The organism is Oceanobacillus sp. J11TS1, from assembly GCF_018333215.1.
GTDB lineage: Bacteria > Bacillota > Bacilli > Bacillales > Amphibacillaceae > Oceanobacillus.
Genome location: NZ_BORO01000031.1, coordinates 1 through 25,333, shown reverse-complemented (window position 1 = coordinate 25,333; position 25,333 = coordinate 1). Strand labels below are relative to the sequence as shown.

21 protein-coding genes and 1 rRNA gene are annotated in these 25,333 nt (G+C 38.0%); 16 read left to right on the top strand and 6 right to left on the bottom strand.

Going from position 1 to position 25,333, the window contains the following annotated elements:
* The first annotated feature begins 349 nt into the window (after positions 1-349).
* The 4 genes from KI343_RS17300 (at position 350) to KI343_RS17285 (ending at position 8,662) form a co-directional block, all read left to right on the top strand.
* Complete coding sequence (locus tag KI343_RS17300; RefSeq protein ID WP_212927671.1) at positions 350-2,641, top strand: collagen-like triple helix repeat-containing protein; 2,292 nt, start codon at positions 350-352, stop codon at positions 2,639-2,641.
* Positions 2,642-3,323: 682 nt separating this feature from the next.
* Complete coding sequence (locus tag KI343_RS17295; RefSeq protein ID WP_212927670.1) at positions 3,324-4,307, top strand: response regulator; 984 nt, start codon at positions 3,324-3,326, stop codon at positions 4,305-4,307.
* 330 nt (positions 4,308-4,637) lie between these two features.
* Complete coding sequence (locus KI343_RS17290; RefSeq protein ID WP_212927669.1) at positions 4,638-7,673, top strand: hybrid sensor histidine kinase/response regulator; 3,036 nt, start codon at positions 4,638-4,640, stop codon at positions 7,671-7,673.
* A gap of 110 nt (positions 7,674-7,783) precedes the next feature.
* Positions 7,784-8,662 (top strand): ComEC/Rec2 family competence protein, encoded by an 879-nt coding sequence (locus tag KI343_RS17285; protein ID WP_244857075.1) that lies wholly within the window; start codon positions 7,784-7,786, stop codon positions 8,660-8,662.
* Between the two features lie 107 nt (positions 8,663-8,769).
* Here KI343_RS17285 and KI343_RS17280 read toward each other — a convergent pair whose 3' ends face one another.
* Together KI343_RS17280 and KI343_RS17275 are read right to left on the bottom strand one after the other, a co-directional pair.
* Positions 8,770-9,333 carry a GNAT family N-acetyltransferase gene (locus tag KI343_RS17280; protein ID WP_212927668.1) on the bottom strand — a complete coding sequence of 188 codons (564 nt, stop codon included), beginning with the start codon at positions 9,331-9,333 and terminating at the stop codon, positions 8,770-8,772.
* A 315-nt stretch (positions 9,334-9,648) separates the two neighbouring features.
* A complete protein-coding gene (locus KI343_RS17275; RefSeq protein WP_212927667.1) occupies positions 9,649-10,569 on the bottom strand; it encodes a TIGR01777 family oxidoreductase in 921 nt (306 codons plus the stop codon).
* Positions 10,570-10,710: 141 nt separating this feature from the next.
* On the opposite strand from KI343_RS17275, the gene recX reads away from it, so the two are divergent.
* Positions 10,711-11,535: a recombination regulator RecX gene (gene recX, locus KI343_RS17270; protein ID WP_212927666.1), complete on the top strand. Its 825-nt coding sequence runs from the start codon at positions 10,711-10,713 to the stop codon at positions 11,533-11,535.
* Positions 11,536-11,774: 239 nt separating this feature from the next.
* Here the strand turns inward: recX and KI343_RS17265 are convergent, their stop codons facing one another.
* A complete protein-coding gene (locus KI343_RS17265) occupies positions 11,775-12,974 on the bottom strand; it encodes an acyl-CoA dehydrogenase family protein (RefSeq protein ID WP_212927665.1) in 1,200 nt (399 codons plus the stop codon).
* Between the two features lie 388 nt (positions 12,975-13,362).
* On the opposite strand from KI343_RS17265, the gene KI343_RS17260 reads away from it, so the two are divergent.
* The gene (locus tag KI343_RS17260; protein WP_212927664.1) at positions 13,363-13,695 is read left to right on the top strand and encodes a YfhH family protein; all 333 of its coding nucleotides are present in this window, start codon (positions 13,363-13,365) and stop codon (positions 13,693-13,695) included.
* 63 nt (positions 13,696-13,758) lie between these two features.
* Here the strand turns inward: KI343_RS17260 and KI343_RS17255 are convergent, their stop codons facing one another.
* Positions 13,759-14,748, bottom strand: a complete 990-nt coding sequence (locus KI343_RS17255; RefSeq protein ID WP_212927663.1) for a metal-dependent hydrolase — start codon at positions 14,746-14,748, stop codon at positions 13,759-13,761.
* A gap of 72 nt (positions 14,749-14,820) precedes the next feature.
* On the opposite strand from KI343_RS17255, the gene mutY reads away from it, so the two are divergent.
* The 4 genes from mutY to KI343_RS17235 all read left to right on the top strand — a co-directional run bounded on the left by mutY (position 14,821) and on the right by KI343_RS17235 (position 18,963).
* Positions 14,821-15,897, top strand: coding sequence for an A/G-specific adenine glycosylase (mutY, locus tag KI343_RS17250; RefSeq protein WP_212927662.1), 1,077 nt, complete (start codon positions 14,821-14,823; stop codon positions 15,895-15,897).
* 177 nt (positions 15,898-16,074) lie between these two features.
* Entirely contained in the window at positions 16,075-16,245 is a 171-nt protein-coding gene (locus KI343_RS17245; RefSeq protein WP_212927661.1) for a gamma-type small acid-soluble spore protein, read from the top strand.
* 236 nt (positions 16,246-16,481) lie between these two features.
* A complete protein-coding gene (gene ntdP, locus KI343_RS17240) occupies positions 16,482-17,015 on the top strand; it encodes a nucleoside tri-diphosphate phosphatase (protein ID WP_212927660.1) in 534 nt (177 codons plus the stop codon).
* Positions 17,016-17,214: 199 nt separating this feature from the next.
* A complete protein-coding gene (locus KI343_RS17235; protein ID WP_212927659.1) occupies positions 17,215-18,963 on the top strand; it encodes an ABC transporter ATP-binding protein in 1,749 nt (582 codons plus the stop codon).
* Between the two features lie 85 nt (positions 18,964-19,048).
* Here KI343_RS17235 and KI343_RS17230 read toward each other — a convergent pair whose 3' ends face one another.
* Positions 19,049-20,347: a glutamate-1-semialdehyde 2,1-aminomutase gene (locus tag KI343_RS17230; RefSeq protein WP_212927658.1), complete on the bottom strand. Its 1,299-nt coding sequence runs from the start codon at positions 20,345-20,347 to the stop codon at positions 19,049-19,051.
* A gap of 306 nt (positions 20,348-20,653) precedes the next feature.
* Here KI343_RS17230 and KI343_RS17225 point away from each other — a divergent pair, with 306 nt between their 5' ends.
* The 4 genes from KI343_RS17225 to perR all read left to right on the top strand — a co-directional run bounded on the left by KI343_RS17225 (position 20,654) and on the right by perR (position 22,744).
* On the top strand, positions 20,654-21,088 hold the full coding sequence (locus KI343_RS17225; protein ID WP_212927657.1) for a potassium channel family protein: 435 nt from the start codon (positions 20,654-20,656) through the stop codon (positions 21,086-21,088).
* A 58-nt stretch (positions 21,089-21,146) separates the two neighbouring features.
* Positions 21,147-21,620, top strand: coding sequence for a thioredoxin-dependent thiol peroxidase (bcp, locus tag KI343_RS17220; protein WP_212927656.1), 474 nt, complete (start codon positions 21,147-21,149; stop codon positions 21,618-21,620).
* Between the two features lie 26 nt (positions 21,621-21,646).
* Entirely contained in the window at positions 21,647-22,204 is a 558-nt protein-coding gene (locus KI343_RS17215; RefSeq protein WP_212927655.1) for a cob(I)yrinic acid a,c-diamide adenosyltransferase, read from the top strand.
* 99 nt (positions 22,205-22,303) lie between these two features.
* The gene (gene perR, locus KI343_RS17210; RefSeq protein ID WP_212927654.1) at positions 22,304-22,744 is read left to right on the top strand and encodes a peroxide-responsive transcriptional repressor PerR; all 441 of its coding nucleotides are present in this window, start codon (positions 22,304-22,306) and stop codon (positions 22,742-22,744) included.
* 247 nt (positions 22,745-22,991) lie between these two features.
* Here perR and KI343_RS17205 read toward each other — a convergent pair whose 3' ends face one another.
* Entirely contained in the window at positions 22,992-23,363 is a 372-nt protein-coding gene (locus tag KI343_RS17205; RefSeq protein WP_212927653.1) for a YgzB family protein, read from the bottom strand.
* Positions 23,364-23,716: 353 nt separating this feature from the next.
* Here KI343_RS17205 and KI343_RS17200 point away from each other — a divergent pair, with 353 nt between their 5' ends.
* Complete coding sequence (locus KI343_RS17200; RefSeq protein ID WP_212927652.1) at positions 23,717-24,592, top strand: nucleotidyltransferase-like protein; 876 nt, start codon at positions 23,717-23,719, stop codon at positions 24,590-24,592.
* Between the two features lie 657 nt (positions 24,593-25,249).
* Positions 25,250-25,333, top strand: a 16S ribosomal RNA gene (locus KI343_RS17195); the annotation flags it as partial.

Below are 25,333 nucleotides of genomic sequence, written 5' to 3'. Positions count from 1 at the left end.
TGATATAAGTAAATAATGAATGAAAAGGTTTGTTAATCAATTGTGATTAGCAAGCCTTTTTTTGTGTGAAAAGAACATGCTGAAGAAAAAATCTCCTCCGACCTAAAACAAATATGTACAGAAATGGTACAGAAGGCAAGGCTACCAACTCCTATATTGGGAAGTTAAGATTGAAATATATTGATAACTATTTAAAAGAAATTGGAGGGATAATTTTTGAAATAATGATCGCCCAAAATAGCTATGTTTCAATATGAGGTTGTGTTGTCTGTACAATTTACTTCTGCATCCAAGTAGGGGAGTAAAATTTGTCCTGGTTGATTCTTGAAAATTTAGGGGGAGAATAAATTTGAAGCGGAAACGAGATATGCAAAATAAGGTAAGGATGGACATAAACAGAAGGAAGAAGGATCGTTACAAATCGAAAATAATTGCAACCATGATGATTACAACGCTTGCATTACCATCATCTATATTAGGAAATGCTTCTATTGTCCATGCTGAAAATCCAGTAAATGCTGGAAAATATGAAGTAGCGTTATCAAATTCTTTTGAGGAAATAAATTGGGGAAAAGTCGATAGTGCGCAAACGGAATATCATTTTTCTTCCCCTCCAACGTACGTGATATTTAAGCAAGCCAGATTTGCGGTAATCTGGTCAGCGGATGGAAGAGTATGGACAGCTGAAGATTTGAAAGCTGTTTCCATTCATGATCCTAGCTTAGCGAATATTAAGGAAGTTTATAATTTCAGTGGTTCCGATCCCTTCGATCTAAGTGGCAGCCTTTCTAACGGGGGAATCTATCAAGTAGTTGGTAGTACAGCAACAGTAAACGACAAGTCGAAAGTTAGTCATATATTATGGGGATATGAGATTGCGAATCCTGTAGATCCAGAAGAGCCGACTGATCCAGAAGAGCCGACTGATCCAGAAGAGCCGACTGAACCAGAAGAACCGACCGATCCAGAGGAGCCAACCGATCCAGAGGAGCCAACTGATCCAGAGGAACCGACCGATCCAGAGGAGCCGACCGATCCGGAAGAACCGACAGATCCAGAAGAACCGACAGATCCTGAGAAGCCAACCGATCCAGAGGAGCCGACCGATCCAGAGGAACCGACCAATCCAGAGGAGCCGACTGATCCGGAAGAACCGACCGATCCAGAGGAGCCGACCGATCCAGAGGAGCCAACCGATCCAGAGGAGCCAACCGATCCAGAGGAGCCAACTGATCCAGAGGAACCGACCGATCCAGAAGAGCCGACTGATCCAGAAGATCCTGTAGATCCAGAAGATCCTGTAGATCCAGAAGAGCCGACTGATCCAGAAGAGCCGACCGATCCGGAAGAACCGACCGATCCAGAGGAACCGACCGATCCAGAGGAACCGACTGATCCAGAGGAGCCAACTGATCCAGAGGAGCCAACTGATCCAGAGGAGCCGACCGATCCGGAAGAACCGACCGATCCAGAAGAGCCAACCGATCCAGAGGAGCCAACCGATCCAGAAGATCCTGTAGATCCAGAAGAGCCGACTGATCCAGAGGAGCCGACTGAACCAGAAGATCCTGTAGATCCAGAAGAACCGACCGATCCAGAGGAGCCAACTGAACCAGAAGATCCTGTAGATCCAGAAGAGCCGACTGAACCAGAAGATCCTGTAGATCCAGAAGAGCCGACTGAACCAGAAGAGCCGACTGATCCGGAAGAACCGACCGATCCGGAAGAACCGACAGATCCAGAAGAACCGACCGATCCAGAGAAGCCAACCGATCCAGAGGAGCCGACCGATCCAGAGGAGCCAACCGATCCAGAGGAGCCAACCGATCCAGAGGAGCCAACCGATCCAGAGGAGCCAACTGATCCAGAGGAGCCAACTGATCCAGAGGAGCCAACTGATCCAGAGGAGCCAACTGATCCAGAGGAGCCAACTGATCCAGAGGAGCCAACTGATCCAGAGGAGCCAACCGATCCAGAGGAACCGACCGATCCAGAGGAGCCGACCGATCCGGAAGAACCGACTGATCCAGAGGAACCGACCGATCCGGAAGAACCGACCGATCCAGAGGAGCCAACTGAACCAGAAGAACCAGTAGATCCAGAGGAACCGACTGAACCAGAGGAGCCGACTGAACCAGAGGAGCCGACTGAACCAGAGGAGCCGACTGAACCAGAGGAGCCGACTGAACCAGAAGAACCAGTAGATCCAGAAGAGCCGACTGATCCGGAAGAGCCAGGTAAGCCAGGAGAACCGGGAGAGCCAGGTAAGCCAGGAGAACCGGGAGAGCCAGGTAAGCCAGGAGAACCGGGAGAGCCAGGTAAGCCAGGAGAACCGGGAGAGCCAGGTAAGCCAGGAGAACCGGGAGAGCCAGGTAAGTCAGGAGAACCAGGAGAGCCGGGTAAGCGTGAACTAACAGACGTAAATAAGACGGAAAATTCGAATGGAACAGTATATACAGCCAATTATGACAATAATGTTGGTTCCAAGCATAATGGGGGTTCTGTGGAAACCAACGCAGAGGATAGTAAAGGGGAAAAGCTCCCCAATACTGCAACTGCCATTGGTACACTGGGCTTAGTAGGTCTTGGCACATTGTTGCTAGGACTGGTAAGTCAGTTAATTGGTCGACGAAAATCATAATTTCAGTAAAAAAGCGGATTCTTTAATCCGCTTTTTTTATGCTCTCAGTAAGATAATTTCTTTGGCAGACGTTACAGGAATAAGAAGACCAAGAGATTTATTAGCTGTTGTGCTTATTTTTATAAATAGAATATTTATGCTGCATCCTCATATACATTAAAGAGCTCTGTATAGCAAGTGAATAATAAGGTTACCAGCTGTTTCCCAAAACTGCTTTGTTAAAAATAAATTTGGAAATATATTACTTACTTATGAGGCGTTTCTTTGTATTTACTTGGTTACATAATGAGACCATTTTTTAACTAGAAATCTGGCAAAGGAAATATTAACTTGATTTAATCAATTAATAGATTTATGATTATATAATAATAATTTAAGTAAAGAAAATGATACTTTATAAATGTATATATTCATTAAAAATGGGTTTTAAGGTATAATAGTTGCAGTAGTATCCTCCCCTTATAGTTAGAGATGTGGACAGGAATAATTCTTTAATTATAAGATTTTTTTATATATTTCATAATGAAAATTAATACTATTCATAATTTTACTGATCTACTTACCGGTTGTATCATATCGAAATTGACCAAGTAGCAAATTCCTATCATTTTTATAATCGGAATAGAGTGGCAATTTGGAGATGTCGGTAAATACTAGAAAAGTTAATTTGGAGGGAGATTCCATGCTTCGTATTTGTATTGTGGATGATGAAAATTTGGCTTTGCAGTATTTGGATTCCTTACTAAATAAAATGGATGATGTACAGGTGATAGGGAAGTTTAACGACCCTCAAAATATCATCGATTATGTCCGGAGGCAAAATGTAGATATTGTATTTTTGGATATACATATGCCTACTATGAAGGGAATAGATGTAGCAGAACGATTACTTAATATACAACCTTCATTACATATCGTTTTTGTTACGGGTTATAACGAATATGCCGTAAAAGCCTTTGAATTAAATGCATTAGATTATATTTTAAAACCAGTACAAAAAGATCGGTTACAATTAACTATTAACCGAATCAGAGAGAAAAGCAACATACGCAAAAGTTTGGATTCCCCTCAATCAACGTATACGATTAAGAATTTAGGAGATTTGTCTATTTATATGGGGGAGATTTTGGTAGACGTGAAATGGAGAACAGCGAAAGCAAAAGAATTATTTGCTTACCTTATTCAGAATCACAGAAATGCTATTCGAAAAAGTGAGCTAACAAGTTTGCTGTGGGACAATCTTCCGTGGGAAAAGGCGCATTCCCAATTATATTCTACTATTTACCAAATTAGAAAAGTTATTCAGCAAACAGGCATACAAATTAAAATCGTCAGCGAAGATGAATTTTATCATATAAACATGAACAATGTAAAGATTCAATCGGATGAATGGAGACAATCAGCATTACGGTTATTGGAAATGGATCATGTATCAATAAGAAGTTATTTAGAATTATTAGAGGAATACCAAGGTCATTACTTAGAAAAGATGCCATATAGCTGGAGTTTAGAGGAAAGAAAGGATTTACGAGTTCTATGGCTTCAAATAATTGAAATTCTAATAGAATATATAAAAAATAATAAGGATGTATCCTTATATGCGCTGCCAAAGATAAATTCACTAGCAAAGTTGGATGATGAAGCTGCTATGTTAGTGCAAATTTAAGCACATAAGGGAAGATTGACATGGAGGTTTGAATGCAATCTATAATGATTTTTTGGAATCTAGATGATGAGTAGGGATTTATTCGAAAAAGACAGTCGCTGGCATTTACGTTTAAAACCGCCTCTTTTGCAGGTGGTTCTTTCGTATACTACATGTTTCGCTATCTATGCTGTTTGATTTGTTGGAGCCGAAGTAGAAATTCCCTTCTAAACGGATGTTCTCTGTGAAAGGAATTTTGAGAGGCGTTCCTTCAAGCACGTTTTGTCTAGGAACCGTATGTAAACAGGGATATTTGTGTGAAATTATGAAAAATGGAGATGATACCTGAAAATGAATCGAAAAAAAATAATCCTTGTTTTATTATTTCTGATTATCCTTACAGGCCTGCGATTCGTATGGTTACATTATTTTAACATAGGTCATGCCAGTTTTATTCATAATGGACAAGCTCATTTAAAAGAACAGGGATTAGAGGGAGAGGTTTTAAAACTCAGTGGAGAGTGGGGATTTTACCCTGAGCAATTAATCACTCCCGAAGACATTAATCGTAAAAACGTTACGGTAGAAAAAAGATACATACAGTTTCCAGAACAGTGGTTTACATATATACAGAATCAGGAATTTTCGTATGGTACGTTTCATTTACAGGCAACGATTGATGATGCGCTTATCGGGCAGCCATTATCCATTTATATACCTAGATTTCCCTCGGCAAGTAAATTGTACATTAATGGGGAATTAGTGGGTGAATCAGGTAATCCTTCGACAAAGCTGGAAGGTTATTCTGCTCAGACGCTTCCGTATACAGTGATTTTTCAAACAGATTCTCAAGAACTTGATGTACTTATCCAAGTGAGTCATGATTATATGCCGGTTAATTTTAGTATGCATCCTTTATTATTTGGTACCGCGGATAAGATAGATAATGTACTGCATTTTAATTTGCTGGCAAAAATTATTATTATGATTTTCACACTGCTTCTTACCATTGCAGCTATGTTTTTATTTTGTATGGGGTATAAAACAAAGCAATCCTTTTATTTCAGCCTGTTGATGGCTGCCATTACGTTGATGGTATTATTTGACCCGGATGGGGCTGCGTTACTATCTTTGCCGATGGATCAGGCATTTCGGTTTAAACTAACGCTCTTCATTTATGTTTTAATATCTATTTTCCTGCTTAAATTTGCGGAGTATTTTTTGCCAGATTATGCGCCCAAACGGCTGTATAAAATCTTACCTATCTTATATATAATATATGGTTTCCTTGTGATAACTTTGCCTATCTCTATTATTTTGGAGCATCTCGTTATACTCGGCATTATTCAGATTCTTAGTGCTTCTCTTGTAGCCATACAGATTTTTAAAGCAAACATAGATGGTGCGCCAAATACTTTTTTACTAATCCTAGCGGCGATTGCAGTATTTCATAATGTCGTATGGTCATTTATAAAGCATCGAATAGATATGTTAATCGAATTCTATCCCTTAGATATTCTGATTGCACTCCTTCTGTTTGCAGGGTATTGGATATGCTTATTTTTACAGCACGTGCAAGATATTGAAGAAAAAAATACGAAGTTGCGTCTGGCTAATAAAAGTAAGGATGATTTTTTAGCGCATACATCGCATGAGATGAGAAATCCATTGCACAGCATGATGCATATTGCTCAGTATGTTTTAGATAATCCGGAGAACACCATAACTAACAGAGATCGTGATGAACTTACATTGCTCATTAAAGTAGGTAAAAAAATGTCATTGCTTATTAATGATTTAATCGATCTATCGCAAATAAGGGAGCATCGATTAAGGTTGGATCAAAAAGCGGTTCATCTTCATGGGCAAACACAAGTTGTTTTGGATATGCTGGCGCATGTGGTAGAAGGAAAACCGTTGCAAATTATAAATAGCGTAGATCCGTCTTTTCCGGTGCTTGAAGCAGATGAAAACAGATTAAACCAAATATTACTAAATCTTCTGGATAATGCAATTAAATTTACGAAAGTAGGCACCATTACAATCCAGGCGGAAGTTGTGAATGATTATGCAGTGATAAAGGTAGCAGATACAGGAGCGGGTATTGAAAAGGGACACCTTGAAAAAATATTTCTCCCGTATGAGCAGGTAATAAGCGAGGATAATTTGCATCATGCTGGAAGAGGACTTGGTTTAGCTATCACAAAAGAGCTTGTTGAACTGCAAGGTGGTTCAATCAGTGTGGAGTCCGATGTGGGGAAGGGAACAACTGTATGTTTTACACTTCCACTGTTTAAAGGAAACTCCTTGGCACTTGAAAATACAATGGTTGATAAACCGTTAATACATTCTGTTGAACGAGCAGAAGGATTACAGCAGCTGCCTGACTCGCGCTTTAAGATATTGATGGTGGATGATGAAAGAATCAATTTAACCGTGGTATCAAAAATCCTAGATAAGGGTCAGTATGAAATTACTTTTGCGGATAACGGGGAAGAAGCACTAGGTCATTTAAACGCGCAAACCTTTGATTTGGTGATAAGTGATGTGATGATGCCTATGATGTCTGGGTTTGAATTGGCGAGAAAGATAAGAGAGCATTACAATTTATCTGAATTACCTATATTGCTGCTCACAGCACGAGCTCGTCCGGAAGATATAGAAACTGGTTTCTTAGCTGGTGCGAATGACTATGTTGTTAAACCGGTGGAACCTTTAGAACTACGAGCAAGAGTACGTGTACTGACTGATTTAAAGCGAGCTGTCACAGATCGTTTAAGCATGGAAGCGGCTTGGCTGCGGGCACAGATTAATCCGCATTTTATATTTAATACAATTAACTCTATTTATAGTTTGATGGAAATGGACCAAGAGAAAATGCGTGACTTATTAGACCAATTTATTTACTTTTTACAGACAAGCTTTGATTTTCAAAATACAAATAACCTTGTTTCGTTGGAGCATGAATTCAATTTAGTGGATGCTTATCTTGCTATTGAGAAAGTACGATTTGGAGAGAGAATTCGTATTCACAAACATATTGATGTAGATCCTGCATCTGTCCATGTTCCGCCATTATTGATTCAAACATTGGTAGAAAACGCTGTGAAGCATGGGATATTAAAGCGTCAAGAAGGTGGAGAAATAACCATTGAAGCAGTACGTCTCGGGAAGAGATGTGAAATTACAGTGAAAGATAATGGTGTAGGGTTACCAAAGAAAATAAAGGAATCATTGCGTTTGAAAACAAAAACCGATAAAACGGGTATTGGGTTGCTTAATACGGAAAAACGTCTTCAGCAATATATGGGAGAAGGATTACGTATAGAAAGTGAGATAGATAAAGGTACTACAATTCGGTTTCAACTATATTATAAGGGAAAGTAACGTTTTAATTCCCATAAGCCTCTCTTTTCAACAATTACCAATCATCTTTCCTCATACTGTACTTTCATTTTGTTTACACTAATGAAAAAGGAAGGGGAGGTGTTTGGAGTTTGTGGAATAGAGGTTTTATTTTTTTATTGATGCTTGCAGTTATCCATTTTTATAACCCGGCACCTATTCATGCAAAGCAGGAAATGCCATCCATGAAGGTGCATTTTATAAATGTTGGTCAAGGAGACAGCATTTTAATTGAGACGCCTTTAGAACGGACTATTTTAATTGATGGTGGTCCTCCTCGAGCGGGGGATGCCGTTGTTAAATATTTAAAAGAGCGGCGTATTAATGAAATTGATTTACTTGTTGCAACGCATCCAGATATCGATCATATCGGCGGCTTAGTAAAAGTACTAAAAAAAATGGAGGTAGGAAGAGTGATTGATACAGGAAAACTGCATCCAACGAAGACCTTTGCTACGTACATGAATCGGATTCGTGATTTAGAAATACCAATTACAATTGCTGAAAAAGATACGCCGATTGAAATAGATCCGATGGTTTCCTTTGAAATTTGGAATGCAGCACAACCGTTAACTTCTCCCAATGCCTCATCACTTGTCCTTAAGTTGACCTATGGCGAAACAGATATGCTTTTTATGGGAGACGTCGGGAAGAAAGAGGAAAAGGCGATACAAAAAAAGTACGATGTGCATGCTGATTTGATTAAAATAGGCCATCATGGTTCCAATACAAGTTCTGCTATGTCCTTTTTGAAAGCGGTAGATCCTGAAATTGCTATTCTGACCTATAGCAAAGATAATAATTACGGTCATCCTGTTCCTCGTGTTATTGACCATTTAAACAAAATAAATGCGCTTATTTATTCCACTGCTGCTTTGGATAGTATTACTGTTGAAACAGATGGGGATTCCCTCATCGTCAATCCCAAAATGAATCCAATCCAAAAATTTGTGGAGGAGGGAGCGGGATAAATATACATTTTAACTGCAAAAGCGATATCATACTAATATAATATGAAGAGCCTTAAGAAACTTAGTTTAGATTTCTTAAGGCTCTTTTAGTGTTATGGATATACTATTTATGATACTTCCTCATCAGAATTAACGTCTGTTTCTGACTGAAATTGCTGATAGGATAGAAAATGTTCTTTTGAAATGACAAACAAGTCGTACATTGGTTCGTCTGGATTTGAATTTACACGGTGGTACATTGTTTCGTACAAATCATTTGCAAAAGTGACGTATGGCAGCTTTAATACAGCTTTTTGCGAACGTTGGTTATTTTTGCGTACTTTCATAAAAATTCCGTCAATCCCTTTGGTTGTAAATAGCTCCTGGAAGAAGGCATCTTTTGCTAAGCGATTATAACCTTTCCCAAAGTAAGGTTTGCCAATCCATGTAGCCAAAAAACCGTAGTTATCTTCAATATCAAAAAGGTTAATTGTGCCAATTGGGTGCTGATATTCATCTAGAATGGTTCTAGAGATCAATTCGCCACGTTCTTCTGCTTCGAGAGTTTGTTTCGTTAAAAAGTAAAATTCATCCACCGTTGTTGCTTTTTGTCTGACAAAAGGGAACACCTCAGGGTCAATCATAAGTTCAAATAGCATGGGTACTTCATTCAAATCGCGTATTTTTAGCATAAAAAATGCCCTCCTTTTTCCAGGTGGGGATCATAAATGCAGAAAAAAACGCAATTTAGGAGTCGCCCACCCTCGAATTTTCATTTTAAAAGTAGCATTGAAACAAAAATTCGGGGTGGGAATCGAACCCACTAGAACCAGGAAACCCTGGTGGCGCACCATTTGCCTTCCCTATTTAATTCAATCTTCATATATGCAATGGAAATATTGCTAACCAGCTCTTTTCAAATATATTTTTATTTATCGATTTCGTAGCTCTATTTTACAATTTATTTAGCAAAAATCAAGCATTCGTTAATAGAAATAATTGTAAATTTATTTCCGTTCGCTTGGAAGCTCCTGTGAAGGATTTTTGATATTCTCTATAGCTTGATCGAGGTATCCCAAATCGTACGTAAAGCCGTAATCGAGCGCTTTTTGTGGATAAGCATATTGCCCCTTTGTAAGGAGCTGTGCCATTTCTCCTAAAGCAAGATAGAAGAGCAGAGCAGGTATATGAAACCAATTTGGCCGTTCATAAACTTGGGCTGCTTTTTTCATAAAGTCTTTATTCCGTTTAGGATTAGGAGCAGTTACATTAATCGGCCCTTTTAGAATATGATTTTCCAAGCAAAAGGTGATTAATTTTACGGCATCATTTACATGAATCCAGGAGAGCCATTGTTCGCCTTCACCGATATTTCCACCTGCATAGCATTTAATAGGAAGTGACATAAGCGGAAACGCACCGCCATCTCTGCCAAGTAAGACGCCAAACCTGGCATAAATCGTTCGGATACCTAGTTTTTCTGCCTCACTTGCTTCTATTTCCCATTGTCTCGCTACCGAAGCTAAAAAATCATTGCCAGGTTGTGTTGTGGCCTCCGTGAAAATAAAATCCTCGGACATGCCATAATAACCAACAGCAGATCCACTGATAAATACATCTGGTTTAGTTTTCATATCTTTCATGAGCTGAACTAAGTATTTGGTGACGCGGAGGCGACTTGTCAGTATGGCTTCCTTCTTTTTTTTCGTCCAATAACCTAATAAGGATTCACCGGCTAAATTAATCACAGCATCGATACGAGGCAGCTCAGCTGCAGTTGTATCGTAATCGACAAAAGTCATATGCGATGTGTTTGCCTGTGTTTCTGGATTGCGGGTCAAGATATATAATTTATGGTTGAGGCTTAAGAGGTGTGCTGCTAGTTTACTTCCTAAAAAACCAGTGCCGCCGCTGATTAGTATATTCATTGTTTAGAAACCTCCTTAGAAATAATGTTCAAAAAACAAAAATGGACGCGTCAAAAAAGGAACCTCTATACCTTTTGCATACACACTTAGAATATATTTCTATGCGTATTTTTGCTATGATGAAAAGAGAGGTGAAGGACGTTGAGAAAAATTACTCGTATTACGACCCAGAAAAAACATAAACATCGGTATAATATATTTTTAAGTACAGAAAATGGTGATGAATATGGCTTTAGTGTTGACGAGGATATCCTTATCAAATTCCGATTAGAAAAAGGCATGGAGTTGGATAAGGAATTCATTGAAACACTAAAAAAACAAGATAATCTCCATAAAGTATATACCCTTACTATACACTTTTTAAGCTATCGAATACGTTCAGAAAAAGAAGTTGTGACATATTTGAAGAAAAAAGAAATTGATGATGAACAGATTGCTGAAATTATGAAGAGGTTAGCGAAAGAAAAATTAATCGATGATCAGCAGTTTGCAGATATGTTTGTGCGCTCGCGTATGAATTCAAGTTCAAAAGGACCAAAATTAATTCGCCAAGAGTTATATGAAAAGGGAATCGAAGGACAAATTGCTGAAAATGCTCTGGAACAATACACACCAGCACAGCAAAAGGAAAAAATCCAAAAATTACTCTCGAAAAAAATAAAATCGACTTCGAAAGATTCTTTTCAAAAACAATTGAATCAAGCGAAGAACATGATTCTTCAAAAAGGGTTTGATCAGCAGCTGGTTTTTTCTGCCATACAGACAATGGATCAAGAAGAGAATGTGGATCAGGAATGGAAAGCATTGAAATTTCAAGGTGAAAAATTATTTCAAAAGCATGTAAAGAAACATGAGGGGTTTCAGTTAAAGCAAAAAGTGATGGAAGGATTGTATAAAAAAGGATTCCACTTTGATATGATCCAGCAATTTGTGGATGAGCATATTGAAAACAGGGATGAAATATAGGTTCATGTTCAAAAGGGGGGAGTCAGTTTAATTCTAGGGCATGATTACTCACCCTACAAAAAAATCGGCCAAGTCAGTGTGGATTCCAGTACATAACATGTGTTTTGAGCATTGACTTTGCACGATGAAAAAAGGGGACTCTTTACCTTTGAAATTGCACTTATAAAAGAGGCAAAGAATATAAAGTCAAGCAGCATCTCAATTGCAGATTGCTGCTTGATGCTTCAGTGATTGGTAAGTTACTGTCCGTTTCCATCCCAAGCTGGCAGCGTTTTATTAAGTTCTCTATCTTCACGATATCCTAAAACATATTCAGCTTGCATAATGGTATGAATTTCACGGGTACCTTCATAAATAACCGGTGCTCTTGAGTTTCGCAGATACCTTTCCACTGGATATTCATCTGAATAACCATATGCACCATGTATTTGAACAGCGTCATCGGCTGCCTGATTAGCAAAGTCGCAAGCTTGCCATTTTGCAAGTGATGTTTCTCTTGTATTTCTTTTTCCTTGATTTTTTAATTCTCCAGCACGATAAACAAGCAATCGACTCATCTGTAGACTAGCTTCCATTTTGGCAATCATCTGCTGGACAAGTTGATGTCTTCCGATTTTCTTTCCAAAGGTTTCTCTTTCGTGACAGTATTTTACGCTTGCATCCAGACATGCTGCAATTTGGCCAACTGCTCCCGCTGCTACTGTAAACCTTCCGTTATCTAGTGCAGCCATAGCAATTTTAAAGCCTTCCCCTTCTTCACCAAGCAGGTTTTCTTTCGGTACTTTAACATTTTCAAAAAATAGCTTCCCTGTATTACCGGAGCGTATACCGTGTTTTCCTTTGATTGCTTTTGAGGAAAAGCCTTCCCATGTGCGTTCAACAATAAAGGCTGAAATCCCTTTATGTCTTTCCGATTTCTCACCTGTATAAGCAAAAACAAGGAAGTTATCAGCTGTATCACATAAAGAAATCCATGTTTTTTGCCCATTTAATATATAATAATCTCCTTCTTTTACTGCAGTAGCCTGCATGGAGGCCACATCGGATCCTGCTGCGGGTTCTGTCAGTCCAAAAGCGCCAATTTTTTCTCCTTTTGCTTGGGGGACCAGGTATTTTCTTTTTTGCTCCTCCGTTCCCCATTGTAATAGAGTCATACTGTTAAGACCAGTGTGCACCGATACTGCAGTACGAAAGGTTGTATCACCATACTCTAATTCTTCACAAACAATAGCCAACGAATTATAGTCCATTCCACTGCCACCATATTCTTCAGGAATACATACTCCCATCAATCCTAATTTAGCAAGCTTCCCGATAATAGCAGGATCAAATTCCCCCTCACGATCCCATTCATTAATAAATGGCAAAATCTCTTTATCAGTAAAGCTTTTAACTGTTTGACGCAACATTTTTTGTTCTTCAGAAAAATCAAAGTTCATTTAATTCATCTCCTTGTCTTTCATTGCTTTTGATTCATCTAATATTTCTTTGTTATGCTCGCTCGCAATGGGCGGATGATGTCTTAACCTAACTGGTGGGGTTCGCGATAACTTTAAAGGGCTCCCTATCATTATAGATATTGTTATTGTACAATCTTGTAAACTAAATTTAATTTTTTATATAATATTCTCTATATTATATAAAAATCTAAATAATTTGTAAATATATCGTTCTTTTCGGCGGGGCGAGAAGCCACAACCTAAGCTGTAGGAAGTCTTAGTAGAAGTTCCTTTCTCTGATGTTTTATTTTCGTTAGATTTTTTGAACTTACTTTATAGGGTGCATTTGATTAATTTGGTATAATAGATATCAAGTGGGGGGAGAAGAATGAAATTTCGTTACAGTGATTATTCGATTGAGCAATTACATCAAGAAATTGGTAAATTAAAGGAGCAAGCCCAAAAAGCGGAGCAGCTTGGTAATATATCTGAGGTGCAAATTTGTGAACGGAAGATGCAAGTAGCGCTTGCTTATACAATGAGTCCAGATGATTTTGCAAAGGATGAAATTTATCATCTCAAAATGGAGTCAGGTTATAAATTTCAAATTTCTTATATTAATGGCGTATTTGCATGGGGCTATCGGATTGACTTATTGGATGAAGTAAGTGAGAATTTAGAAGCCTTGCCAATTTCCTTGTTAGGGAAAAAGGCGAGCTAAGCATAACAACAACTCAGAGGAAGGGATGCTTCTTCTGAGTTGTTGTTTTTGCACTTAATAAAATTATGGGGTTGAGTCACTTGGAACTAATTTATTTTGAAGCTTTTGTTCTGAGAAAATCCAACCAGTGTAAGAAGTAATTACTTCCAGATTTTGATCTAGCTTCACAACGGCAACAAATGGATAAAATCCTTTGCTGCGGTAGCGTAAATCAATAAAACGAACTTCGGTTACATTATTTTCATCCGTATTCATCTCCCAGCGATACACAGGAGAAAAATTTAAAAATGATGCGATGTTTTTATCTTTTATAGCAGCGTTTACCACAGCTGTATCAGGCAAAGGCACACGATAAAATTCATCAACTATCTCAATATGACGATTCTCAACGCTGCCTACATAATAACGGTCACTTGTAGTAATTGCGACACGCCAGTAATTTTGTTTGATCGTAGGGGACGTAGCAACAGTCTCTGTATCAGGGAAATATTCTTTGATTTTCTTCACGATTTCCCTTTTGTCCATATACCGTTTGATGTAATATAGTACAATGACTGTATAAATAATAATCCAAGTATATCCTGGATTTGCGCCTAATGCCCAGGCTGCAATGCCAGCGACATTAAGGGAAAAAATGTACGGATCAAACGTATTAATAAATCCTTTTGCAATCCATTTCTTTGTAAATGGCCGAAATGCTTGTGTACCGTATGCATTGAATAAATCAACAAATACATGAATACACACAGCTAATAATGTCCAGAGCCAAAGTGTCAAATAACTTACTTGAGGAACAAATAAATAAATTGCTCCAGATACAAGGAGGCTCCACATAAGAATAGCAGGGAGAGAATGAGATGCTCCTCGATGCTGTCTTATATATGTTGCATTATTTTTTAATTTAAATACAGTATCAAAATCTGGAGCGTGGGATCCAACCACTGTCCCAACTAATACAGCATGGAATAGTGTGGGATTACTTTGCACATTGGGATCTAGTGTTGCTAAACCGCCAAGCGCAACACCCATAACTATATGCGTGCCAGTATCCATAGTTATATATCCTCCTTAAGTTGCTTCCGTAAAAGCACTCCACTATTATTTTAACACATAGGATGTGAAAACATGAACGATAAAAGACTTGAAAATATAAATATTTTGGCTTTTCAAGAAGATTTACTCCAATGGTATGAGGAAAATAAGCGTGATTTACCTTGGCGTGAAAACAATAACGCTTACCGCGTCTGGGTATCGGAAATAATGCTCCAACAAACCAAAGTAGATACGGTTATCCCTTATTTTAATCGGTTTATGGAGAAATATCCAACCGTATATAAATTAGCTGAAGCAGACGAGCAAGAAGTTCTAAAACAATGGGAAGGACTAGGTTATTATTCCCGTGCAAGAAATTTACAATCTGCTGTTCGTGAGGTGGTTGAGTCCTATGATGGAAAGATTCCCGATAATCCAAAGGAACTTGGAGATTTAAAAGGAATAGGTCCTTATACAAAAGGAGCAATCCTTTCTATTGCTTTTAACCAGCCGGTTCCGGCGGTAGATGGCAACGTGATGCGCGTTTTTTCCCGTGTATTACATATTGAAGAAGATATTACCCAAACCTCAACGAAAAAATTATTTGAATACTATGTAGGAGAAATAATCTCAAAGGAAGATCCGTCCTCCTTTAACCAGGCAATCATGGATTTAGGTGCAACGATTTGTACGCCAAAGCAACCGCTGTGTATGTTTTGTCCTGTGATGGAACATTGCCAGGCATACGCTGAAGGGATTCAAGAAAGACTACCTATTAAAAAGAAGGCAAAGAAACAACAAAAGAAATCCTATGTTGCGTTACTTATCCAAAATAAGCAAGGTAAGTATGTTATTGAAAAAAGACCTGATACCGGCTTATTAGCAGGTTTATGGCAGTTTCCAATGATCCCTGCGGATAAAATTGTGAAACAGGATTGGGAGCAATGGCTTAGAGAAAATTATGGATTAGACGTAGAAATAAAGGAATCATGCACCTCCATTAAACATGTTTTTTCCCATATAATTTGGAATTTAGATGTACGAAAAGCAATAACAAAACATGAATCGTTGGAGGATAAACGGTTGGAATTTGTTTCCTTGGAAGAAATGAAAAGCTATCCTTTCCCAGTTTCTCATCAAAAAATGATTCCATTTTTGGAAGGAAAATGAAGCAATTCAGCAAAATTTAATCAGCCAATGATGATCTTGTAAAAAAATATACACCATTAAACCATCGTCTGCACACCATTGTTCGCCCGTTCATTAGCATGTTGAAAATTTTTCTTTAAAAAGTTTGGATAAAGACATGTGCTTCGGGAAACATTAATTATTGCGGAGGTGATATTGATGGCTAAAAAACAAAACAACCAACAAAATCCTGCAAAAACAAATGCACAGCAAGTGAGAAAACAAAATCAGGCAGCAGCTCAAGGTCAATATGGTACTGAGTTTGCTTCTGAAACAGATGTACAAGAAGTGAAAAAGCAAAACCAACAATCAGAACAAAACAAACAATAACATCTGTTTTACCAAAAAAAGGGTTTCCAAATGCGGAAACCCTTTTACTTATTTGTCGAAAAGGACTTTTTAATAATTACATACAAATGTAGTCTTCACGTAAATAGACCTTTTTACTCCATATCATACGCAGGATTTCAATTAAAAAGGAGTTATCCTTTAACTTTTATAGCTGAAGGCTTATAATAAAATATAATTCGTAAATCACTGTATGAAAATGGAGAGGGAGATTTAAGATGGTTTCTCCAAACGCTGGTTCAAAAATGATGATACAAAGTTATAAACATAATGGACAACTTCATAGAGTCTGGAAAAATAGTGTCGTATTAAAAGGGACGGAAAGTGTTATAATTGGAGCCAATGATCGGACGAAGGTTATTGAAAGTGACGGCCATTCATGGATGACGAGAGAACCGGCCATTTGTTATTTTGACTCCAAACATTGGTTCAATATTATTGGGATGCTTCGAGACGACGGAATATATTATTACTGTAATCTAAGTTCCCCATGTGTCTACGATGAGGAAAATGAATCATTAAAATATATTGATTATGATTTAGATGTGAAAGTATTCCCGGATATGACATTTAATCTTCTTGATGAAGATGAATATGAAGAAAACAAAGCATTGATGAAATATCCGGAAGAAATTCATCATATTCTTTATCAGCAATTAGATATTTTAATTCAATGGATTCGCCAAGGAAAGGGGCCTTTTTCTCCAGGGTTTGTTGATGATTGGTATGAGATGTATTTAACATACCATTAAGCTAAAAAGGTGCCGTTTTGTCATGGAAAACCATAAAAGGCGGTTCCTGAGCGATTTAATTGCATTAAGAATGCGTTAAAGGGTATCCTTGTTACGAGATCAAGTAGCAAGGATTTTTTATATTTATAATTGTCCATAAAAGTGGATAGGAAGTAACGAAAATTTTGAGCGCTAGTTTAGAAGCAGAGGAAGTTGATAAATGAGCAGTATGAAGCAGTACATGCAATTTGTAAAACCATATAAATGGAAAATAATCTGGACATTACTCATTGGTGTTATAAAATTTGGTATTCCACTATTGATGCCTTTAATATTGAAATTTGTTATTGATGATATTGTCACAGTAGAGGACCTTACCCAGTCCGAAAAGATAACACGGTTATTCTGGATAATGGGTATTTCTTTTGTCGTATTTTTAATTGTCCGGCCACCTGTGGAGTACATTCGCCAATATTTGGCACAGTGGGTTGGAAATAAAATACTTTTTGATATCAGAGGAAAATTATTCGATCATCTCCAAAAATTGAGTCTGAAATTTTATTCACAGACAAAGACTGGCGAAATTATTTCCCGGGTAATACATGATGTAGAGCAAACGAAAAATTTTGTCATTACAGGTTTGATGAATATTTGGTTAGATTTAACGACCATTTTAATCGCAATTATCATTATGTTTACCATGGATGTGCCATTAACCTTTGTATCAATTATTTTATTCCCGTTCTTCGGACTGTCGGTCAAATACTTTTTTGGACGTTTACGCCGTTTAACGCGAGAGCGATCACAAGCTTTAGCAGAAGTTCAAGGACATTTACATGAACGAATTCAAGGTGTACCGGTCACAAGAAGCTTCGCCTTAGAAGATTATGAAGACGAACAATTTGAAAAAAGAAATAGTCATTTCTTAAATCGCGCTTTAAAGCATACAGACTGGAATGCTAGAACCTTTGCAGTAACAAATACAATTACAGACTTAGCACCGCTTTTAGTGATTGCTTTTGCAGGTTATCAGGTCATTATGGGGAATACCTCTCTCGGAACAATGGTAGCATTTGTTGGATATATGGAGCGAGTATATAGTCCCTTGCGCCGGTTGATTAATTCATCTACTACATTAGTGCAATCCGTTGCATCCATTGACCGCGTATTTGAGTTGATGAATGAACCGTATGATATTACAGATAAAGAAGACGCGGTAGATCCAGGGCGATTACAAGGGAAAGTCACTTTTAATCATGTTTCGTTCCAATATGATGAGGAAGCAGAAGCGGTATTAAAAGATATTAATCTTCACGTGGAAAAAGGGGAAACAATAGCCTTTGTAGGTATGAGCGGCGGAGGAAAATCAACATTGATTAGTTTAATCCCCCGCTTCTATGATGTTACAGGCGGTTCCATTGAAATAGATAGAATGGATTTACGTGATATGCAAGCCCGTGCCTTAAGAGATAATATTGGGATGGTGCTTCAAGATAATATTTTGTTTTCAGAATCGATTGAGACGAATATTCGAATGGGAAATCCAGAAGCCACAAAAGAGGAAGTTATTCGGGCAGCAAAAGCAGCGAATGCCCATGACTTTATCGAAGCAATGCCAGAAGGGTATGAAACAATGGTTGGTGAGCGCGGTGTGAAATTATCCGGGGGGCAAAAGCAGCGGGTTGCCATTGCACGCGTATTCTTGAAGAATCCTCCCGTGCTTATCTTTGATGAAGCAACATCCGCCCTTGACTTAGAAAGTGAACATTTAATTCAAGAAACCTTGGAGAAACTTGCTTCTGACAGAACAACTTTCATTGTTGCCCATCGTTTAGCAACCATAACCCACGCAAACCGCATTGTGGTTGTGGAAAATGGGGAAATTGTAGAAATAGGTTCGCATGATGAGTTAATGAAACTCGGCGGACATTATTATGATTTGTACCAAATTCAGAATTTGGATGAATAGCGGAATAGAATTTGAAATAAAAATTAAAAAAGGCTTTTCTTAGAGATTATCCGTCTCTTAGAAAAGCCTTTTTATTATCATTAAATTATTGATTCTCTGCCATTTTTGCAAACACACGGCCAACAGCGTCAATCGTATTTTCGATATCAGAATCTGTATGCTCTGTTGTTAAGAACCATGCTTCATATTTAGAAGGAGCTAAATTAATGCCTTCTCTCAGCATTAGCTGGAAGAATGTAGCAAACGCTTCTCCATCGGAAGCTTCTGCCTCCGCATAATTTGTTACCTTATCGACTCCAAAATAAACGGTTAAAGCTCCGCGAAGGCGATTGATTGTAATACGGATATCATTTTCTTTTGCTTTTTCTAAAATACCTTCTTCCAGGCGTTTTCCCAGACGTTCTAATTCTTCGTAGACACCTTCTTGTTGTAATACTTCTAAGCAAGCAATCCCTGCTGCCATCGAAGCCGGGTTTCCTGACATGGTACCAGCTTGATATGCTGGCCCAAGCGGTGCAACTTGCTCCATAATATCTTTTCGTCCGCCATAAGCTCCAATAGGCAGACCCCCGCCGATGATTTTACCCATAGCTGTTAAGTCGGGTTCGATATGATAGACTTGCTGTGCACTTCCGTAAGTAAAACGAAATGCGGTAATAACTTCATCATAAATGACGAGGGCACCTGCACGGTGAGTAAGTTCATTGACCTCCTCTAAAAACCCTTCAAACGGTTCAACAATTCCGAAGTTACCAACAATCGGCTCAACGAGTACTGCTGCAATTTCCCCTTCCCAAGATGCCAATGCTTGTTTAAATGCATCTAAATCATTAAATGGAACGGTAATCACCTCAGAAGCACTCGAAGCAGGAACGCCTGCTGAGTCAGGTGTGCCAAGTGTAGATGGACCAGAGCCTGCTTCGACTAATACAGCATCAAAATGTCCATGGTAGCAGCCGGCAAATTTGATGATTTTTGTTCGGTTTGTATAGGCGCGTGCAACACGGATGGTTGTCATTACAGCCTCCGTACCTGAATTATTAAAACGAACTCTTTCTAATGAAGGAATAGCTTCCTTAAGCATTTTCGCAAATGTATTTTCAAGTTCTGTCGGTGTTCCGTAAAGGACACCTGTTGTTGCTGCTTCAGCAATGGCTTTAGCAATATGTGGATGTGCATGCCCGGTAATGATTGGACCGTATGCCGCTAAATAGTCAATGTATTTATTGTCATCAACGTCCCAGAAATAGGCCCCTTGTCCTCTTTTCATATATACAGGCGATCCACCGCCGACAGCTTTATAAGAGCGGGAAGGAGAATTAACCCCGCCAACAATATGTTGTAAAGCTTCCTGATGTAGCTTTTCAGAATGTGTAAATTTCATCTTGTTTCCTCCTCGTTCTAACCGACTTGCAAAGCATTTTAATCATATAACTTGTACAAGTTCTTTTAAGAAAGGTAGAAATAAATAGCAATGCTTTTACTGTATGATCAAAAAGGAGGGTAAAAAGGACCGAATAGTACCTTTTCTCAAAATGTCATTTTTACCGGACTTTTTGAACAGCATCTTTTAGCGTTTATTTTTACCCTAGTTACTAATATAACAAAAAAATGAAAGGAAAACTTGTACAAACTGTTTCACTTTCTGCATAGACATAGAGAAAAGGCATTTTTGGAGGGAGTAAGTGGAATGGGAATCCCTTGGATCGTTTTTATCATGATTATATTTTTAATTGGCAAAAGCATTTATGATTTTATTCAATATAAATCGTTTCCTTCTCCTATACAAATGAAAGAAGGGCATTTCTCTTTAGAAATATTTATAGCACTGTTGATTGTGTATTGTATTACGATGGTTGGCTATGGGCTGATTTATTTTGTTTTATCTTTCCAAGGGATTGTGCTTGTCGAGCATGGTGAACTCAGAGAAGTAACCATTTGGGGATCAATTGTACATTCCATTTATTTTAGCGGGGTAACATTGTTAACTATAGGATATGGCGATTTGGCACCGGTAGGATTAGGCAGAGTTATTGCCATTTCGGAAGCTCTGATTGGCTATATACTCCCTGCCGCTTTTGTTTTAAAGGTTGTACAAATCAGCAGCAGAGATAGTGATAAATGAATCTGACTCAGCGATATGCTATATTGAAGATAGAGGATAGATAAAATGGAGGGATAAGATGTCAATCGAGTTAGGAACAAAAGTTAAAGATTTTACATTACCAAATCAGGATGGTGAACAAGTAAGTTTATCTGATTTTGAAGGGAAATACGTGGTCCTATATTTTTACCCAAAGGATATGACGCCTGGCTGTACGACGGAGGCATGTGATTTCCGAGATCATCATGAAAGCTTCAGGGAATTAGATGCGGTCATTGTCGGCATCAGCCCAGACCCAGAAACGCGCCATCAAAAATTTATTGATAAGCATGACTTGCCGTTTACCTTACTTTCAGATGAAGATCATCAGGTAGCTGATCAATTTGGGGTATGGAAGTTGAAGAAAAACTTTGGGAAAGAATATTATGGTATTGAGCGCTCTACATTTATTATAGATAAAGAAGGGAAGCTTTTGAAAGCGTACCGTAAAGTCCGGGTGAAAGACCATGTACTAGATGCTTTAAATTATTTGAAAGAAAATGAAGTAAATTAAGATCTTTACGACAGGAGGGGAATAACATGCGAATCTATACAAGGTCTGGCGACAAAGGACAGACATCGTTAGTTTACGGCCAACGTGTACCGAAAAACCATTTAAGAGTAGAAGCGTATGGTACATGTGATGAAGTGAATTCGAGTATCGGCCTTGCAACAAGCTATATTGAAGAAACAGATTGGAATGAAAAAGCTGCTTTTCTGGATCAATTATACCGCGTACAGACCATTCTTTTTCACGTTGGGGCAGAATTATCCACGCCACAAGGAAAGGAAGTTTATTGGAAGTTGCAGCAGAAGCATATTGACGAGATGGAAAAGCAAATTGATGAGTGGGATGCATCACTTGAACCCTTGAAGAATTTTATACTGCCATCCGGACATCGGGCAGCCAGTGCGCTGCATCATGCGCGCACAGTTGCTAGAAGAGCGGAACGTTTAACGATAGGATTAGAGGATGAAGTGGAGAATAAGCTTGTTTTCGCATATTTGAACCGGCTATCGGATTATTTATTTGTTGCTGCCAGGTATGTAAATCAGCAACTAGGAGGAGAAGAAAAACCCCTCCGCGTCGATGTTTGATTTGTACGTGAATGATTGACATTATGCACACAGGGCGATAAACTAATTATAAGAATTATAATGTAATAATTTTATTAATTGGGAAGAGAGGTGTTTAGGGTGTCTGAAGATAAATTACGGCAAGCAATTGATACTTTAAAAGAATCAGGCGTCCGGATTACACCACAACGACACGCCGTGCTAGAGTATTTGCTTAATTCAATGGTTCACCCAACTGCAGATGATATATATAAAGCACTTGAAGGAAAATTTCCGAATATGAGTGTTGCAACGGTATATAATAACTTGCGGGTGTTAAAGGATATTGGACTAGTAAGAGAACTCACGTATGGAGATTCTTCAAGCAGGTTTGATTGTAACACATCAGATCATTATCATATCATTTGCAATCAATGTGGAAAGATTGTTGATTTTCATTACCCTTCATTAGATGAAGTTGAATCGCTAGCGGAGCAAGTAACAGGTTTTGATGTAAGCCACCATCGTCTGGAAGTTTACGGTACATGTAACGCTTGTAAAGAGAAACAGGCGGCAAAATAAGGAAATAATGAATATAAAAAAGATGATTAGACATAGTACTGCAACATGGCTCGTGTATTATGTCTAATCATCTTTTTGGTTGAGTTAAAAAGCACTATGCCTCGAATGAAAGAGATTCTTTCTGTAGAGCATGGTGCTTTTTCTAGATTAATGAGTAATCAGAGGATGCTGGGACAAAAGTTTTTTAATCCAGCAAATTCTGAACATATTTTGTACAAATAACTTTTCCGGAAAGATACTTCTTCCATTATTTATTTTCTTCACGGAATTTACGATTGTTAAACCGTTCATCGAATTCTTTACCCTCTAAATTTTTATCCAATGTCAATGGTTCTTTACAATGCATACAAGCATCTACGCGACCTAGCATTTTTGTAGGCTTTTCACAGTTTGGGCATATGACTGGAACCGCCCTCAAAGATAAAGTGCCAATCCATATGTATACTACACAGCTAAGTATAATCATTAGTACACCTAATATAAATAGGGTGAGCATTAACCACTCTATACGGCGAACCATAATTCCGCCATACATGATAAGAATACCAGCGAATACAAGGATTAAGGCAAAGGTACGAATTTTATTTATTTTACTTGAATACGTTACTTGTTGTGCCATTTAGATCCCCCTTAAGTTACAATTGTAGTATATCATAGAATATTAGAAGAATGAATATTAATGAGAGATTAGCTAGCTGGCATTTTAGGCGTGAGAATTATCGCTTTCGTTGTGACTTTTAACGAGGAAGCGCAGTTACTCCTCGGGTTGGAATAACTCATTCCCCCGAAAACATTTGGGGTCAACCCAGGTACTAGAAAGTGTTCTTTGACTCTTATCGTCTTTAAAACTAGCGGAATCGAAACTGTTTCTTCGTAAATTTTATCCTTTCCTATCTCGCACAAAAGAGGATTTTGAAAAGGATATATCGAATTATGTTAATTGGAAGAAGTAGAACAGGGAGGCACCATTACATGGAGAATTTTTTAAGAATAATCTATCAAGAACATGCGAGCAATCCAAATACATTAGGAATACTGATTGTAGAGAAAACACAATTTGACCGTCCAATCACCGATGAATTTGATAGTATTTTACTTATTATTGTTGAGAACCAAGAAGTGGATTGGTATGTGAAGCATTATGAAGTGAATGGCCAGAAAGTGGCTATGCATATGGTATCTAGATCCATTTTAATGGATTGGATTGACACAAGCGGTTATCGGCGTGCGGTAGAATGGGTTATTTATGGAAGGAAAGTATATGATAGAAATGAATTTGTGATGGGTTTGAAGGACCAGCTCCAGTCCTTTCCGGAAGAAAAGCGTACGCTTAGAAAGATGATTGATTTCGGAAAGCTGCTGAAAAATTTCAGCGAGGGGAAAGCATTATATGAAGCAAAAGAGGTAATGGATTCCTACAGCAAGATTTTAAATGCCCTGCATTATTTAGCAAGGCTATCTGTCATTGATCAAGGTTATTATCCAGAAGTTACTGTATGGAACCAGGTGAAAAACATTGATTTGGAAGTGTACAAGCTTTATGAAAAATTAATGGATAGTACAGAGGATTTAGAGAAGAGAATAGAATTAATGTTGATTGCAATGGATTTTGTGATGTTTCATAAAGCGGCATCTGCTTCAGCGCATTTGTTAAATGTCTTACGCCAGAAAGATGAATATTGGTCCTATGCTTCTATTAAAGCATTACCGGAGATTGAACATTACACTTTAGACTTGCATGCCATTATTTCTTATTTAGAAGAGAAGGACATTATTGATATGAAACGAGTTCCTACTAAAAATCCTGATGTGTTTCAGAGAATGTATAGGGTAAAGGATCTATGTTGAAGGTATATCAAACGGAAGGTGGCAAGAATAGACAATTACTTATCCTGCAATTCTTATGAAATTGCGGTATAAGTAATTTTTTAGTTTTATGATTTATATTTCTATGAAAGAGAAATTACTTGCGAACTTGTCATGTGGAGCAGGGGCTTCTGCGCTCGCCTCCTAATGTGGGTATTTAAAAAAGACTTCGTGGATAGACAATAGAAGTAATCTATTCTATAAAAACAAGAGAAATACTAATTAAATAGTGTTTTACTTGTTTTTGTAGGGAGTGTAAAAACTGAAATGTGGGGACTTCCTAAAGTTCTATATAATGATGTATAGATGAATATAGGCGCCTTCGTGCAATGATATATACAAGGTTTAAAATTTACTTTGAATAAATTTTAAAATAACCGTTGACTTTCTATTTCCAACATGGTAAAGTTAATTTCGTTGCTGATTCGAGCGAGCGCTCAGGTAACATAAAATAAAAAAAGTTGTTGACAACAATCTTCCTTTTATGTTATATTAATAGAGTCGCTGCTTGAGGCGAAGAAATAAAAATTGCTCTTTGAAAACTGAACAAAACAACCAGTACGAAAGAAGAAAGACAACCTCGTTTTTCTTATTGGATAAGTCAGAAGTTGACTTCTGAAAGCTAAGAAACAAAAAACTTTTATAGAGAGTTTGATCTTGGCTCAGGACGAACGCTGGCGGCGTGCCTAATACATGCAAGTCGAGCGCAGGAAGCAAACGGAA

What these genes read in the sequence shown, in the direction of transcription:
- KI343_RS17205 (WP_212927653.1), bottom strand. Translation starts at nt 23,363, where the DNA reads ATGGCACAACAAGTAACGTATTCAAGTAAAATAAATAAAATTCGTACC.
- mutY (WP_212927662.1), top strand. Translation starts at nt 14,821, where the DNA reads ATGAACGATAAAAGACTTGAAAATATAAATATTTTGGCTTTTCAAGAA.
- KI343_RS17245 (WP_212927661.1), top strand. Translation starts at nt 16,075, where the DNA reads ATGGCTAAAAAACAAAACAACCAACAAAATCCTGCAAAAACAAATGCA.
- ntdP (WP_212927660.1), top strand. Translation starts at nt 16,482, where the DNA reads ATGGTTTCTCCAAACGCTGGTTCAAAAATGATGATACAAAGTTATAAA.
- KI343_RS17255 (WP_212927663.1), bottom strand. Translation starts at nt 14,748, where the DNA reads ATGGATACTGGCACGCATATAGTTATGGGTGTTGCGCTTGGCGGTTTA.
- bcp (WP_212927656.1), top strand. Translation starts at nt 21,147, where the DNA reads ATGTCAATCGAGTTAGGAACAAAAGTTAAAGATTTTACATTACCAAAT.
- KI343_RS17225 (WP_212927657.1), top strand. Translation starts at nt 20,654, where the DNA reads ATGGGAATCCCTTGGATCGTTTTTATCATGATTATATTTTTAATTGGC.
- KI343_RS17230 (WP_212927658.1), bottom strand. Translation starts at nt 20,347, where the DNA reads ATGAAATTTACACATTCTGAAAAGCTACATCAGGAAGCTTTACAACAT.
- KI343_RS17235 (WP_212927659.1), top strand. Translation starts at nt 17,215, where the DNA reads ATGAGCAGTATGAAGCAGTACATGCAATTTGTAAAACCATATAAATGG.
- KI343_RS17260 (WP_212927664.1), top strand. Translation starts at nt 13,363, where the DNA reads ATGAAATTTCGTTACAGTGATTATTCGATTGAGCAATTACATCAAGAA.
- KI343_RS17275 (WP_212927667.1), bottom strand. Translation starts at nt 10,569, where the DNA reads ATGAATATACTAATCAGCGGCGGCACTGGTTTTTTAGGAAGTAAACTA.
- KI343_RS17295 (WP_212927670.1), top strand. Translation starts at nt 3,324, where the DNA reads ATGCTTCGTATTTGTATTGTGGATGATGAAAATTTGGCTTTGCAGTAT.
- KI343_RS17280 (WP_212927668.1), bottom strand. Translation starts at nt 9,333, where the DNA reads ATGCTAAAAATACGCGATTTGAATGAAGTACCCATGCTATTTGAACTT.
- KI343_RS17200 (WP_212927652.1), top strand. Translation starts at nt 23,717, where the DNA reads ATGGAGAATTTTTTAAGAATAATCTATCAAGAACATGCGAGCAATCCA.
- KI343_RS17290 (WP_212927669.1), top strand. Translation starts at nt 4,638, where the DNA reads ATGAATCGAAAAAAAATAATCCTTGTTTTATTATTTCTGATTATCCTT.
- KI343_RS17265 (WP_212927665.1), bottom strand. Translation starts at nt 12,974, where the DNA reads ATGAACTTTGATTTTTCTGAAGAACAAAAAATGTTGCGTCAAACAGTT.
- KI343_RS17215 (WP_212927655.1), top strand. Translation starts at nt 21,647, where the DNA reads ATGCGAATCTATACAAGGTCTGGCGACAAAGGACAGACATCGTTAGTT.